Source organism: Enterococcus gallinarum (assembly GCF_021496385.1).
Taxonomy (GTDB): domain Bacteria; phylum Bacillota; class Bacilli; order Lactobacillales; family Enterococcaceae; genus Enterococcus_D; species Enterococcus_D gallinarum.
Map to the genome: position 1 here is coordinate 2,600,937 of NZ_CP050816.1, position 14,204 is coordinate 2,615,140.

Annotated in this window: 16 protein-coding genes; 9 read left to right on the forward strand and 7 right to left on the reverse strand. The window is 40.6% G+C overall.

What is annotated here, in order from left to right; all coding sequences use genetic code 11:
- Window positions 1-70 precede the first annotated feature (70 nt).
- The 5 genes from HED61_RS12805 to HED61_RS12825 form a co-directional block, all read right to left on the reverse strand.
- Window positions 71-712 carry a YitT family protein gene (locus tag HED61_RS12805; protein ID WP_219644987.1) on the reverse strand — a complete coding sequence of 214 codons (642 nt, stop codon included), beginning with the start codon at window positions 710-712 and terminating at the stop codon, window positions 71-73.
- Between the two features lie 168 nt (window positions 713-880).
- Window positions 881-1,489, reverse strand: a complete 609-nt coding sequence (locus tag HED61_RS12810; RefSeq protein ID WP_333473823.1) for an NAD(P)H-binding protein — start codon at window positions 1,487-1,489, stop codon at window positions 881-883.
- Window positions 1,490-1,529: 40 nt separating this feature from the next.
- Window positions 1,530-1,922, reverse strand: a complete 393-nt coding sequence (locus HED61_RS12815) for a MerR family transcriptional regulator (protein WP_003126151.1) — start codon at window positions 1,920-1,922, stop codon at window positions 1,530-1,532.
- Between the two features lie 42 nt (window positions 1,923-1,964).
- The gene (locus HED61_RS12820) at window positions 1,965-2,945 is read right to left on the reverse strand and encodes an aldo/keto reductase (RefSeq protein WP_021149965.1); all 981 of its coding nucleotides are present in this window, start codon (window positions 2,943-2,945) and stop codon (window positions 1,965-1,967) included.
- A 67-nt stretch (window positions 2,946-3,012) separates the two neighbouring features.
- Window positions 3,013-3,915 (reverse strand): Rgg/GadR/MutR family transcriptional regulator, encoded by a 903-nt coding sequence (locus HED61_RS12825; RefSeq protein WP_103299642.1) that lies wholly within the window; start codon window positions 3,913-3,915, stop codon window positions 3,013-3,015.
- Between the two features lie 101 nt (window positions 3,916-4,016).
- Between HED61_RS12825 and HED61_RS12830 the strand changes: the two genes are divergently transcribed.
- Together HED61_RS12830 and HED61_RS12835 are read left to right on the forward strand one after the other, a co-directional pair.
- Entirely contained in the window at window positions 4,017-5,630 is a 1,614-nt protein-coding gene (locus HED61_RS12830; protein WP_219644985.1) for an ABC transporter ATP-binding protein, read from the forward strand.
- A gap of 160 nt (window positions 5,631-5,790) precedes the next feature.
- A complete protein-coding gene (locus tag HED61_RS12835) occupies window positions 5,791-6,432 on the forward strand; it encodes an HD domain-containing protein (protein ID WP_113849554.1) in 642 nt (213 codons plus the stop codon).
- Between the two features lie 22 nt (window positions 6,433-6,454).
- Here HED61_RS12835 and HED61_RS12840 read toward each other — a convergent pair whose 3' ends face one another.
- The gene (locus HED61_RS12840; protein WP_003126146.1) at window positions 6,455-6,901 is read right to left on the reverse strand and encodes a DUF305 domain-containing protein; all 447 of its coding nucleotides are present in this window, start codon (window positions 6,899-6,901) and stop codon (window positions 6,455-6,457) included.
- Between the two features lie 310 nt (window positions 6,902-7,211).
- On the opposite strand from HED61_RS12840, the gene HED61_RS12845 reads away from it, so the two are divergent.
- From HED61_RS12845 to HED61_RS12875, 7 genes are all read left to right on the forward strand, one after another.
- On the forward strand, window positions 7,212-8,276 hold the full coding sequence (locus HED61_RS12845; RefSeq protein WP_103299638.1) for an ABC transporter permease: 1,065 nt from the start codon (window positions 7,212-7,214) through the stop codon (window positions 8,274-8,276).
- A 10-nt stretch (window positions 8,277-8,286) separates the two neighbouring features.
- Window positions 8,287-8,976: an ABC transporter ATP-binding protein gene (locus HED61_RS12850; protein ID WP_219644984.1), complete on the forward strand. Its 690-nt coding sequence runs from the start codon at window positions 8,287-8,289 to the stop codon at window positions 8,974-8,976.
- Window positions 8,977-9,010: 34 nt separating this feature from the next.
- Entirely contained in the window at window positions 9,011-10,498 is a 1,488-nt protein-coding gene (locus HED61_RS12855) for a phytoene desaturase family protein (protein WP_219644983.1), read from the forward strand.
- Window positions 10,488-11,378 carry a phytoene/squalene synthase family protein gene (locus tag HED61_RS12860; RefSeq protein WP_003126141.1) on the forward strand — a complete coding sequence of 297 codons (891 nt, stop codon included), beginning with the start codon at window positions 10,488-10,490 and terminating at the stop codon, window positions 11,376-11,378. The genes HED61_RS12855 and HED61_RS12860 overlap by 11 nt, the downstream gene beginning before the upstream one ends.
- Window positions 11,368-11,916: a TetR/AcrR family transcriptional regulator gene (locus tag HED61_RS12865; protein ID WP_005471088.1), complete on the forward strand. Its 549-nt coding sequence runs from the start codon at window positions 11,368-11,370 to the stop codon at window positions 11,914-11,916. Before HED61_RS12860 ends, HED61_RS12865 begins: the two co-directional genes overlap by 11 nt.
- A gap of 46 nt (window positions 11,917-11,962) precedes the next feature.
- On the forward strand, window positions 11,963-12,211 hold the full coding sequence (locus HED61_RS12870) for a hypothetical protein (protein ID WP_081131649.1): 249 nt from the start codon (window positions 11,963-11,965) through the stop codon (window positions 12,209-12,211).
- 201 nt (window positions 12,212-12,412) lie between these two features.
- Entirely contained in the window at window positions 12,413-12,991 is a 579-nt protein-coding gene (locus HED61_RS12875) for a TMEM175 family protein (protein WP_081131650.1), read from the forward strand.
- 194 nt (window positions 12,992-13,185) lie between these two features.
- On the opposite strand, the gene HED61_RS12880 is transcribed toward HED61_RS12875, so the two are convergent.
- Window positions 13,186-14,199, reverse strand: coding sequence for a sugar kinase (locus tag HED61_RS12880; protein ID WP_208774089.1), 1,014 nt, complete (start codon window positions 14,197-14,199; stop codon window positions 13,186-13,188).
- Between the last annotated feature and the right edge of the window lie 5 nt (window positions 14,200-14,204).

The window sequence follows — 14,204 nt, forward strand, 5'->3', positions numbered from 1 at the left end:
GTCCCGACAGTAATCTCAATTTCTCTTCGCGAACGCGATTATCAACAAAGGGAATCGAAGAGAGGTTCCCTCATCCAGCCGTTCTTTTTTCTTTGACAGGAGCGGATGCAAGTGTGGACTCCTTTGCTTCCTTTCTTTTGACAAATTGACGCTGCCCTTTGAGCAAGATATTCATAAAGAAAGCAATGAGATAGATCGAGCAAGCAGAAATGATCGCTTCTCTCAGTCCAAAGACCAGAAAGTTCAAAACAATGATCGTTGTATTGGTCAAGAAGATCCCGACTGCTTTTTTTATGCCGAAATATTTTTCAAAAATCAACGGTGGGATCGTGACTCCCCCATTGGATGCACCGATACAGTAAAGGGTAAATATCACTAAGCTAAAGAAGAAGCTTCCTAGAATCAAAGAGGCTGGGTAAAATTCCCAAACCATCCATTCAGGAATCCATGCTAATATGACAGGAAACAACAGGCTTCCAAAGACGGTATTGATAAAGACTTTCCGCTCTAAAAAAAGAAACGCTAGTCCTAACATAATCAAGTTGATTCCCCAGACAATCAGATGGCGATCAATGGCTAATCCTGTTTCTATAAGATACCCGATTGAGCCCACCCCGGCCGAGGCAATGCTGTGAGGTAAAAGAAAGAAGTTCAATGCAATACAGATCCATAACACCCCTAATGAAATCAAGCCTATTCGTTTGATAGTCATCCACCTATTTCCTTTCTGTATTTCAATCTATCGATCTTCTTGATATTGCTGCCATTTTAACAAAAAAAGCAGCAGAAAGAAGAGTCAAATTTTTCATGTCGCTATGAAAAATTTGACTCTTCTGGTAATCGCTAAAACGACAACCTTTATTTAATTCACCGGATTTTTTTATAACAAATGATTCGAAATAAACAAAGTTCTCTTAGCCAAGAAGGTTGGCTGCTCACTGATTTGCGCAAGTAGATCTGCTACTTGTAATTCGACTGCTCTTAGCTGATTGTCCTTGCTCGTTTCCAGATCAGATTCAGGTGAACACTCATGCAAAAAAGCAGGAAGATGCAAAATCGTATAGTCACACATCGCTTCTTCAATCATCCGAATAGATAATGTCATTTGACTGCTTCGAGCTTTCTTGTGCGTCGTTTTTGTTTCCGGAATTTGATCTGACAGGAAGCTTTCCTCTGGTTTCACCAGGCAAACGATTCGGGTTAAGTCAAGTAGTTTCATCGCTTCTATGATTCGCCAGGTGACTTGTGGCTCAGGCATCTCACAAAGGCAAACGATTTCACAACCAATCATTCCTCGCAAGATCCTGCCTAGATCTAGTAAATCACCTTGAAACATGCTTTCTCGTTGAGGATCAAGCAATGTCGTCTGATTCTTTTTTGGCACGTACAAAACAAGCGTCTCGTCTCTCGCTAATAATTGTTTTCTGATAACAGAAGAAGATCTTGGGTACCGAAAATCATTACTTTTGTCATACGATTCCTTTCCTATTTCGGCTGTATCCTAAAAGGGATTGCGTGTAATTGCAAAATTAATTCGTAAACGTTTCTTTGCGTAACCGAGCTTCAGCAGGAATGATGTGGTCATCATAATGTTCCAATTTGTATTCCAATCGTTCTACCGCTTCTGTCATGGTTGCAATTCGTTCATGCAACGCTGCGATTTGCTCTGCTAGCAATTGTTTTCTTTGAGGAACTGTCTGACTCCCTTCACGAAATAACGCCAAATAGGTTGACAAAGCCTCAATCGAAAGTCCTGCTTTTCTCATCTTACTGGTAAACTCGATCCACTTGAGATCTTCTTCATCAAAGACTCGAACACCATGAGCATTGCGTTTGACTGGTGGTAGAAGGGCAATCTTTTCATAGTAGCGGATCGTATCTGCAGAAAGACCGCTAAGTTCACTTATTTTTTTGATATTCACATAGATTCCTCCTGCTATTCCTACGATATTTCTCTAGTAAAATCAATTGGCGCCTACAACCGCATGCGGAAGATAAGGTTCTTCTAAGTAAGCAACTTCTTCTGTGGATAGCTTCAACTCAATGGCTGGCAAAGCATCCAGTAAATGACTTTCTTTTGTCGCCCCAATGATTGGTGCCACGACTGATTCTTTTTGCAATAGCCATGCCAAGGCCACTTGTGCTCGTTTGACTTGACGTGTCTCAGCAATCTCTGCCACACGGCGAACGATCAATTGATCTTGTTCTTTAGTCTGATCATATTTTGATTGTGCTGTTTTATCTGTCGCAAAACGTTTCGTTTGTGCATCCCAATCACGAGTCAAACGACCGGCAGCTAATGGACTGTAGGGTGTGACCGCAATTTTTTGATCATCACAAAGGGGGAGCATTTCCCGCTCTTCTTCTCGATACAATAAATTCAAATGATTTTGCATGGAAACAAATTTGGTCCAGCCATGTTTATCTGCAACCGCCTGTGCTTTGGCAAATTGCCAAGCGTACATTGCTGAAGCACCAATATAGCGAACTTTCCCTGTTTTCACTAAATCGTGAAGTGCTTCCATCGTTTCTTCGATCGGTGTTGTATAATCCCAGCGATGAATAATGTAGAGGTCTACATAGTCCATTTGTAATCGTTCTAAACTTTGTTCAATTTCAAAAAAGATCGCTTTGCGCGAAAGCCCACCGCTATTGGGGGCTTTTTTCATTTTAGAATAGAGCTTGGTTGCGACGACGATTTCATCTCGTGGGGCAAAATCATTCAACGCTTTTCCCAATATTTCTTCGCTGGCACCATAGGAATAGATATTCGCTGTGTCAAAAAAATTGATTCCTAGATCAAGGGCTTTTTTGATGACTTCTCGACTTTCCGTTTCTTCCAATACCCATTCATGAAAGCCGCTTTTCGGATCACCAAAGCCCATTGCCCCTAAACAAAGGGGGGAGACTTCTAATCCAGTATGTCCAAATTTTACATAATCCATTGTCGTTCCTCCTTAAGATTGATACTTCTAGCATACGCCTTCGAGTGAACTCCAAGTCAACCCCTTTTTAATAATTAAAAAAATTCAGATTGATCGTCAGCTCACGATAATTCGTATCTTGATAATTTTCCCGCCAATTCTTGGCCCGCTTCTCAAAATAGTGTTCGGTTTCCTTCTGATAAAAAATTCTCGCTAAAGAAATTGCTTGGTCAAAGCATCCATTGCCCTGTTCTGGTTGTTTTTCCAGATAAAAAAGAATTCCTTGGTTAAAAATATAGGTGATTCTGGGGCGCAATAAAATTGTGCGTTCGTCCAGACTCTGCCGATACAGTTTCTGGATCTTTCTGGCTGCTGGAAGATTGCGGTGAAACACATATTTAGAAAAAAAGTTCTCCAACAGATCATAATAAAGGGCATTGGTTTGCGGAACACTTTGGTACAGCTTGGCTTTTTTCAAAATGCTTTTCAGTAATAGATCCATCTGTTCTGTGTCCAATGCAAAGGTAAAAATACTGATCAAACGCAACTCCATCTCACCCCAATTATTGACTTGCTGGAGATAGCTGAGTACTTTTTGAGAATGAATGAATGGACGATTATTTCCTGCATTGAGTACATCTTCAATGAAACAGCCTAAAAACTGCGGCCAATCATACGGACTCTGACTTTCAGCAAAAAAACGTTGTGCCAACGAACGAGCCGCCTCTTCTTGATTCGTATTAAGATACTCCTGCATCTGCTCGATAGACTTTTCAAAACGGTCTTTAAAAGTCTGTTTCCCAACAAATTGAAACTCCTCGATCGTCACATTGATATTTTGCAAGCATGTAAAAAACTGATCGACTGTCAACATTGATTTTCCATTTTCAAAACGTGAAAGTTGTGCACTTGATATCCCTTGCTGACATGCTTCCTTCAAAGTAATCCCTTTTTCTAAACGCAGTTTCTTAAATGTCGCTCCATAGTCCATTCACAGCACCTCTTTACATATATGTAATTATTCCTTCGCTTTTACTTTACCCTTTTACAATAAAGGTATCAAGAAAGGTAATAAGAAAGGAGCAAAAAATAATGAAAAAGGTGTTATTGGTACATTGGAAAAATCAGGGGGTCGTCCTGCTTTTAATGGCAGGAGTCGCACTTTCACAAACGATAGCCAGCTTGCAAAATGTGCAGGTTCTAAACAGTCTCATCCAATTCGATCAAAAAGGATTTATCCAAGGTGTTGTAGGGATGGTCTTAGCCTATAGTTGTTTTCTGATGTTTATTTATCTGCAAATCCGTTATACAGCCTATACATCTCAGAAGATGTCCCTTTATTTGCGAGATCAATTATTGACTCGGCTACGATACAGTGATTATCAGACATTCCACAAAGTTACCGTAGGCAACTATGCCTCAAAATTGAGTAACGATATAACCATGATCGAAACAGATGGCTTCGCCAATATCTATCAGGTCATGCAAGGTGTATTGTCTTCACTATTTGCCGTTATCGCATTAGCCCAATTTCATTGGTCATTGATCGTGCTCACCTTAGGTCAGTCCTGTTTGTTGCTTTTGTTGCCGAAAATCTTCCAAAAAAAGATGAAACAATCTGCTGTCGCTACCGCTCAGGCAAATGAAGCTTTTTTGAGTAAAACCAACGAACTGTTAGCTGGATTTGATACTTTCCTAAATTTCCAGCGTCTTGATTTTCTTAGAAATAAACTCTTGGGTTCCGCACAAAGGATCCAGTCTGCAAAGCTAAAACAAGCACAAGTGATGGCTGCTGTCTCTGTAACTGGCGGAGTTGGTAATGTGACTGGTCAATTGAGTGTCTTAGGTTTTACTGGCTACTTGGCTTTTCTGCAAATCGTTCCCATCGGAGCGATTACAGCAACAGGAAATCTTGCTTCGACAATCTTTAATACATTAGGAAATATCAGTTCCTATCTGTCAAAAATACAAGGCACATTCCCTTTATTCGATGCATTTGCTTATGAGAAGCCAACGCATGAGATTTCGCTACCCAGCAAAAAAACAAACGATGCAAAAGATCTTGTGTTGGCACAAGCTTCTTATTGTTATCAAACGACCGATGGAAAACCGCAACGAATGTTGTTCAATCTCTCAACCACTTTTAAAGCTGGACAAAAGTATGCCATCGTGGGGGAAAGCGGCTCAGGCAAGTCAACATTATTCAGTTTGTTGACTGGACGGCGCAAAGACTATAGCGGATCGATCCGCTTGGGAGAAACGGAAATAAAAGAATTCCCTTTAGAAGAATTGCAAGACAATGTGACAGTTATTGATCAACGTCCCTTTGTCTATCAAGCATCGATTCGCGAGAATCTGACATTAGGACAATTTTTTCCCGATGAAGAAATCGAGCAAGCGCTAAAAAAAGCGGAACTCTTTGCAGTTATTGAACAACTACCTGAGCAGTTAGACACAGTTCTTACCGAAACAGGCGGTAATCTTTCAGGGGGACAATTGCAGCGTCTTGCACTAGCTAGAGGCTTCCTATGGAAAAAACCTATTTTGTTAGTTGATGAAGGAACCTCTAATCTTGATCAAGAAAATGCTAAAAAGATCGAGAAATTACTGTTGCAACAACCGCAAACCGTCCTGTTTATTACCCACCACCTTCGAGACGAAATCGTCCAAAAGTTAGATGGTGTTCTCTCACTTACCCCCTCCTAGCAAATTGATCGCGATGACTCTTTTATCAATAGGTCCTATTTGCTATACTGAAAGTAGCTGATTCAACAAAAATCAATGCTTTGATTCTTAATAAAGCATTGACTTTTGTTGTGATGACTTTTTGTCTGCTAAACAAGAAATGAGCCAATGGAGGTTTTTGATGGTCAACCCACAGCTAATGCATTATTTAGAAACAACAATCATTCCACAATACAAGCAATTAGACACAAGTCACTCCCCTGAGCACGTCTATCAAGTGCTCGAAAACAGTATAGAAATCGCTGCCCCATTATCGGTTGACTTAGACATTGTCTCTACTGTTGCTGTCTTTCATGATCTTGGTCTATTAAAAGGACGAAAAAATCATGAACGCGCTTCAAGATCTATGGTAGAATCAGATGCTTTTTTGGCGGATTACTTTACCAAAGAACAGCGTAAAATAATCGGAGAAGCCGTCGAAGACCATCGTGCTTCCCTCTCCTATGAGCCACGATCCATCTATGGCAAAATCATTTCAGAAGCTGATCGTGATCTTGATTTTTATCGGATTCTCGAACGCACGATTTACTTTGCCATCGAAAAAAAGAGTCTTTCTGATCCTGATAATCTTTGCCAAGAGGCATTTGAATACATTCAGCAAAAATACGGTCCCCACCATCACTTGACCTTTTGGCTCGGCTATTCAAAAAATATCGCAGGCTTAGCAGAGATCCATGAAATGCTCACAGATCCGATCAAATTTAACAGCGCTTTTTCTGATTGCTATGAACAACGAATGAAAAAAGCCGACTTCTTGAGCTAAGACGTCAAGATCCGGCTTTGTTTCATTTTTCTAGTCGTTCGATCATTTCTTTCATCTTTTCAATTTCTTCTTTTTGAGTTTGGATAATATCATCCGCTAGTTCTTTGACCTCAGGATCTTTGATGGCAGCATTGGTACTGGTTAAAATGGCAATCGAATGATGAGGAATCATTGCTTTCATCCATTTCACATCATCAACAGCCGTTTGGGAGCGCACCATGAAAAGTGAACCACAGAATACGAGTACACTGACAGCTAAAATCGCTAGATTCCATTTCTTATTTTCGTACATTTTCCACATAAATAAGAGCATGATCATCGCCATCACGGCCCCCATCATCAACGCCATAAATAATCGAGTCTGACTATAAAAGATATGATCCCATTGAAAAACATTCAGGTACATCATCCCAAACATCACGACCGTCGATACTAAAATCATCACACCAAAACGCACATACTGTTTCATTTCTATCTCCTCTTTCCATAAAAATATCCACTATTAGTCTATCAGGATTGATTGTTCCTACTCAAACGAAACGCTTAATTGTGATTAGGAGACGAAGCATTGTTCACTCTTGCAAGTTTTTTCCTGTTTCCTCTATGGATTGCCAGGTATCAGGATTTTTGTTCTATCGCTTTTCCTAGGCTTTTTTTCAGCTTTTCTGTCAGATCTTTGCAGGAAGGAAGAATCCATGCCAAAGCAATAAATTTTGCAGCTGAATAAGAATGTGGTAACTTGATTTTATCACCTGATAAAATTTCTAGGAGGAAGTTGTATGTTTTTAGCAATAAATGAAATCCGCCATTCTAAATTGCGGTATGCACTGGTTACCGGTGTCATGTTTTTGATCGCTTACTTAGTTTTTTTCTTGACGGGGCTAGCCTATGGTCTTGCCCAAGAAAACCGAACTGCTGTCGATAAATGGTCGGCATCAGAGATTTTATTAGCCGAGGAAGCGAATAACAATTTGAATATGTCCATGATCCCTCGTAATCTCTATGATGAAGTCAAAGCAGATGAGAAAGCTGTATTGGCTCAAACTGCGGGTGTGATCACCAAGGATTCCGGTGGTGAAAAAGTTGATGTCAGCTTTTTTGGGATCGAACCAGATCAATTCTTGGCTCCTAAACTCACGGAAGGCGAACTTTTCGCGAACGACGATGAGGCAGTTGCTGACAGCAGTTTGAAAGAGGAATACGACATTAAGATCGGCGATACCGTCAAATTAGCTGGCAATGAAAAGAAACTGAAGATCGTCGGCTTTACAGAAAATGCTCGCTTCAATGTCGCACCTGTTCTCTACACGACGATTGGTGCCTATCAAGAAATTCGCTTTGAAACAAAAGATACCAGCGATAAAGCCCGCATCAATGCCATCGTTACGCGAGGAACAGTTGAAGAAGTACCGGATGAATTAACAGCAACCAAAATTAGTGATTTCATCAATGAATTGCCTGGTTATAGTGCTCAAGTGCTAACCTTTGGGTTTATGATCGGCTTCTTGATCGTCATTGCTGCCATCGTTATTGGGATCTTTATTTATGTCTTGACTATGCAGAAATCTGATATTTTTGGTGTCATGAAGGCACAAGGAATTTCTAGTCGTTACATCGCATTTTCTGTCATCGCACAAACTTTCCTTTTAGCAACGGTGGGCGTATTGGTAGGATTAGCGGCGACGATCGGAACGGCGTTGGTCTTGCCGCAAGCTGTGCCCTTTCAAGTAAACAGCCTCTTTTTTGCAGGTATTAGTGTGTTGATGATTTTGATTGCGATTGTCGGTGCTTTCTTCTCAGTAAGAACGATTGTTAAGATTGACCCATTGAAAGCTATTGGATAGGAGGATATAAATGAGTGCCATTGAATTTAAAGATGTGAAGAAAACCTTCAAAGATGGAGATACGATGATTGAGGCTTTGAAAGAGACAAACTTTTCCGTTGAAAAAGGAGAATTTGTCGCCATCATTGGACCCTCTGGTTCAGGTAAAAGTACTTTTTTAACTATTGCGGGAGGATTACAAGCACCTACAGCTGGTGAAGTTTTGATCAACGATCAGCCTTTTAGTGACCAGAAAGAAAAAAATCGGGCCAAATTACGATTCAAAGAGATCGGTTTTATTCTTCAAGCTTCCAATCTTGTCCCATTCTTGACCGTTAAAAAGCAACTGAAACTAGTCGACAAAGTCAGCAAAAAGAATAAAACCCAATCTGCCCAAGATTTATTTACCCAATTAGGAATCGATAAATTGCAAAACAAATACCCCGAAGATCTCTCCGGTGGTGAACGTCAACGGGTGGCGATCGCTAGAGCTTTGTATCATGACCCAACAATTATTTTGGCGGATGAACCAACAGCCAGTCTGGATTCCGAAAAAGCCTATGAAGTAGTCAAAATTCTTGCGCAAGAAACAAAGGAAAAAAATAAAGCGACGATTATGGTGACCCATGATACCCGACTAACTGATTATTGTGATCGGGTGCTTGTAATGGAAGACGGTGTCTTAAAGGAAAAAGAACACACAAAAACACAACACGATTAATCTGAAGCCAAGAAATATTTGATAAGGAGTTCTCATGAAAAAAATTATCGTTGTCGGCGGCGGTGTCGCAGGACTATCCGCCGCTGTCAGATTGCAACAAGCAGGTTATGCGGTCACACTATACGAAAAAGAAAGCCAGCCCGGTGGCAAAATGAACCAAATCAAGCAAGCTGGTTTTACATTTGATGTCGGCCCGACCATTGTTATGATGCCGGAGATTTATCGCGAGATTTTTGAACTATGCGGTGTCGATCCAGATGACTATATCCCGATGGAAAAGGTTGATCCTATGCTGCAGCTCTACTTTGCTGATGAAGCACCTCTCACCTTTTCCAATGATCTGATTGAACTCACTAAAACATTAGAAGGGATTTCTGAAGAAGATGCCCAAGGTTATTTCGCCTTTCTGGCAGATATTTATAAACGCTACGTGATTGCAAAAGAAGCTTTCATCACTAAATCGTTTCGAGGATTCTGGGATTTTTATAATCCTCAATCCCTTTGGGCAGGAATGAAATTGAAAACATTCAACGATGCCTACACTTCGATCTCAAAGTTTGTTAAAGATGACCGCTTGCGCAAGTCGCTAGCCTTTCAAACATTGTATATCGGGGTTTCTCCCTATCAAGGGCCCTCTCTTTATACGATCATCCCTATGATCGAGTTGTTCTATGGCGTCTATTTCATCAAAGGAGGTATGTATACATTAGCGACTTCGCTGGCTCGCTTATTTGAAGAATTAGGCGGCGTGATTCATTATGACTCACCGATCGAAGAATTGATCATTGAAAACAAGCGAGCAACAGGGATTCGTCTAAATGGGCACATCCATTCAGCAGATGCGATTGTCTGTGCGGCTGATTTTCCTTATGCGATGCAAGAATTGATTCCTAATGAAAAAAATCGGGGCAAATACACCAATAAAAAAATCAGCCGAATGGCCTATTCTTGTTCGTGTTTTCTCTTGTACCTAGGGCTGGATAAAAAATATGAAGCCAATGGCTTGCATAGCATCTACTTTGCCGAAGACTTCAAAAAAAATGTCGATGACCTTTTTAAGTATGGTGTTTTGCCAGAAGATCCTTCCTTTTATCTCTATCGTCCCACATTGAAAGATGCCTCACTAGCACCCGAGGGTCACGAAGGCTTGTATGTGTTGGTGCCAGTTCCCGAGCTGTCCAAGTTTAATGATTGGCAACCTAATACAATCACGAATTACCGCAACAAAATTATCCACACGCTAAAAGAAAAAACAATTTTCAATGATATCGATGAGCATATCGTTTTTGAAACCTACTATACACCACAAGATTTCAAAGACCACTACAACGCTTATAACGGGGCGACTTTCGGATTGAAACCGACATTATCTCAAAGCAATTACTATCGTCCTCATAATAAGTTTGCTTACGCAGAAGGTTTGTATTTTTGTGGCAGCAGCACTCACCCAGGAGCCGGTGTTCCAATCGTGATGCAAAGTGCAAAGCTTGCCGTAGAGGAGTTACTAAAAGATGATCAATAAGGAAAGCACGCTTTTTGAACGATATAAGGAAGACTTTGCTTATTGCGAGCAAATCATCAAAAAACATTCGAAAAGTTTCTACAGTGCTTTTTCGCAATTACCCCCAGAAAAAGCACGTTCCGTATTTGCCGTCTATGCCTTTTGTCGGCAAGCAGATGATGCCATCGATCGTTATCAAGACATCGTTAAATTAAATGAACTAGAACACGGGTTACGACAAATGGCTTGCGGAAAGGTTCTGGATACCCCTTTATGGCGGGCTCTTTCTGTTGTCTTTGCGAAATATGATTTACAGTTCCAGCCATTTTATGATATGCTCGCAGGACAGAGGATGGATCTAAATTTTCAGCCACCTGAAACGGAGGCTGATTTGAGTAGCTACAGCTACTTTGTTGCTGGAAGTGTCGGGTTGATGTTGCTGCCGATTTTATCTAGTCAGGCAGGCAAGATCCAAGAACCGGCCAAGAAGCTAGGGGAAGCTATGCAGCGAACGAATATTCTCCGGGATATTGGGGAAGATCTTGCGATGAATCGAATTTATTTACCAAAAGAAACGATGCAGCGGTTTGAGATTACCATTCAACACCTCAGACAAAAAAAGGTCACTGAATCCTTTATCCAGCTTTGGGAGTTTGAAGCTCTGCTAGCAGAAAAACTGTACGATGAAGCCTTGTCCATGATGCCTCAGATCGATGAAGACTGCCAGGAAGCGCTTATGGCTGCTTTATTGATCTATCGCGAACTATTGACGGTCATTCGTGAGAAAAATTACCAGGTTTTTCTCAAAAAAAATGCTGTCTCTATCCAAAGAAAAGCTTTTTTATTACGTTCTGTAAAACAGCAGATAAAAACCAACCGGAGTGAAAATAATGCAAGATGAGATTTTAGACGTGGCTGAACAGTTGTTCATGCAACAAGGGTATAAAGGAACTTCAACAAGACAAATCGCGGAGTTGTTAGGCATTACTCAGCCTAATTTGTATTATCATTTCAAAAGAAAAGAAGATATTTATTACGGTGTTCTTGCGCGGTTAGCGATAGATGTATCTGAAAACTTATATCAGATCGTTAATGATCCCAATGACTCCTTAGCAGAGAAACTGCAACGGATGGCTCGATTTCTGCAAAAACGTCACCCTTTCAATTTCTACTTAATGATGGATGATATCAAACATACCGTCTCTGAAGAAACCGCCAGAAAACTCTACTTGATTTGGAAAGAAAACTATCAGCAACCATTTATTCGCCTTTTTCAAACAAGTGAACTACGATTACGAAACGAACTTTCCTATCAGTTTATTGTCAGCCAAATGTTTATTCTCATTGCTTCATACTTAGATTCAGCAGAGAAAGAAACTGAACTCTATCAGGCCATTGATTTATTTTTATATGGTGTTTTAGATAAAGAGTCTAACTAGACAAACGTATCCACTCATTCTTGATTACTAAATAAGGAGGAAGAATATGCCAGAATATACTGACTTGACTGCGTCTGCTGCTATCGTCAACGCCTTTATCACAAAATACAATCAGCTCAAATCAACTTATCCAGAAGCGGTGATTGAACTTTGTGACGACCAAGGGCATCAAATCACTGAGGTCAAAAAAATCAACAGCGAATTGATCGAATTGATCATCGACGATAGCCAAGGACCAAAATTTCGTTACATCCACCCTTCTCAATTTGATTTGACATTCACTGTCAAACAATAATCCATTAGGACGATGAAATAAGATACTGCTAATGCTTCTCGCAATGAGAAGTTTCAGACACAAAGGCATACTCACCGTTGCCTTTTGAGTTAGCTTTGATCTTATATCACTGTCCTTTTTTTATTGCAATTCTCTTTGATAGACGAATCGTATCTATTGACGTAAACTAACACTGATTTACTATTCTGAAAGGAGCATGTTATGTCAAAGAACCGAATCGAGGCCTTTACAGATGCAGTGATTGCTATCGTGATGACTTTGCTGGTCTTAGAACTTCACCAACCAAAAAACGATACCTTTCAAGCGTTTCTAGGCATTGAACATCAGTTTATCATTTATTTGATCAGTTTTGTGATGCTGGCCATTTATTGGAACAATCATCATCATCTCTTTCAAGTTGCAGAACATATTGATGGATGGACATTATGGGCCAATCATTTGCTGATACTCTCGTTGTCGCTTTTTCCTTTTGTTACTTCGTGGGTCAGTCAATACCCGCTGTCCCTCGCTCCTCAAATGCTCTATGGTGCTGTGATTTTCTTGACTGATTTTAGCTATTATTTGTTAGGACGAGCATTAAGCCGGGAAAGCCAAAATAATCCAACCATTAGGAAACTATTTCAACGCTATCAGAAATTAACCTTTACTCTTTTTGTCAACATTGTGGCATTGCTCCTTGGCTGGTTGATTCATCCGCTTTTTGTGATCAGTCTCGATAGTCTCGTTCTACTTCTTTGGGTGATTCCTGAAAAGAAAGCCGAACGCTACCTGAATCAATAATCAATGAAAACGACTGCTTGATATCCCCCTCGACAATCCATTCACTTGTTGTTCGTCTTCTTACCTGTCGAATAAAACAAAAATCATCCAACAAAGAGCCCTTTTGACGGCAGTCACTGATTCGCCATCAAACGCTCTTTGTTGGATGATTTATTATTGTTTACGCGTGCTTTGTATATCCTAGCGAATAATACTCAACGAAATAAATCTACCCCAGGATTCTTTAGCACTTGCTCTACTTGTTCCCGTGTAATCAAGGGAACATCTCCTAACATCGTATGGGCCAATACAGCATTGGTGATAGCAAAATCCGCGGTTTTTTTTAGTGGCCATTTCTCGGCATATCCTAAAAGAATACCTGCTGCATATGCATCCCCTGCACCGATTCGATCTAGCACTTGTAACAATTGAGGTGCAGTTTCAACAGTTTCTTCTTTAGTGTAGATCATCCCGCTGATAAACTGTTTGTCTTCACTGGCTATCCGTCTGGTTCCTGTAAACCATTCAATCCCGTACTGCGCCATAAAGGCCTGAACGATTTGCTGTTCCTCTAGTCCATCAATAGGCAGCTGCTCACCAAATCCCAAAAGACCGTGCAAATCTCGTACAGACCCAAATACCAAATCACAATAAGGCAGAATCGCTTCGTAACGTTTTTTTAAGATTTCTCGCTGTCCTTCTTCCAAATTCAGACTGGGACGAAAATTAAAATCGAAGCAAACTTTGATGTTCTTCAAAGTAGCTTGTTTTGCCAATGTTATCGCGGTTTGCCACGTTTCTTCGGTCAAGCTCAACGAAATACCACAAATATGCAAAAGATCGATCGTTTCTAAATATTCAGCGATGGGATAAGTTGCAGGTCCGGAAACCCCAAATGAACTACCGCGGCGGTTCTGATACGTCACATAGGTGGGGCGAGCGCCAAAACCAACTTCAGCAAAATAACTGCCGATATGATTGTGTGCCTGACCAATAAATTCTGTCTTGATACCATAAGTTTGCAAATTCGCTTTGGCCGCATCACCCAAACGGTTTTTTGGTACTTTCGTCAATAAGGATGCTGAAAGATTGAAGTGCGCCAGATTTCCTAAAATATTTACGCCCGTTCCTGTAAAATCCATCCGCAGCGAATGGGTTTGTTCTAATGTCCGATATTCAGGCGGTGTCAAGCGCAGCATGACTTCACCGTATGCACCGATTCGCATCACAATTC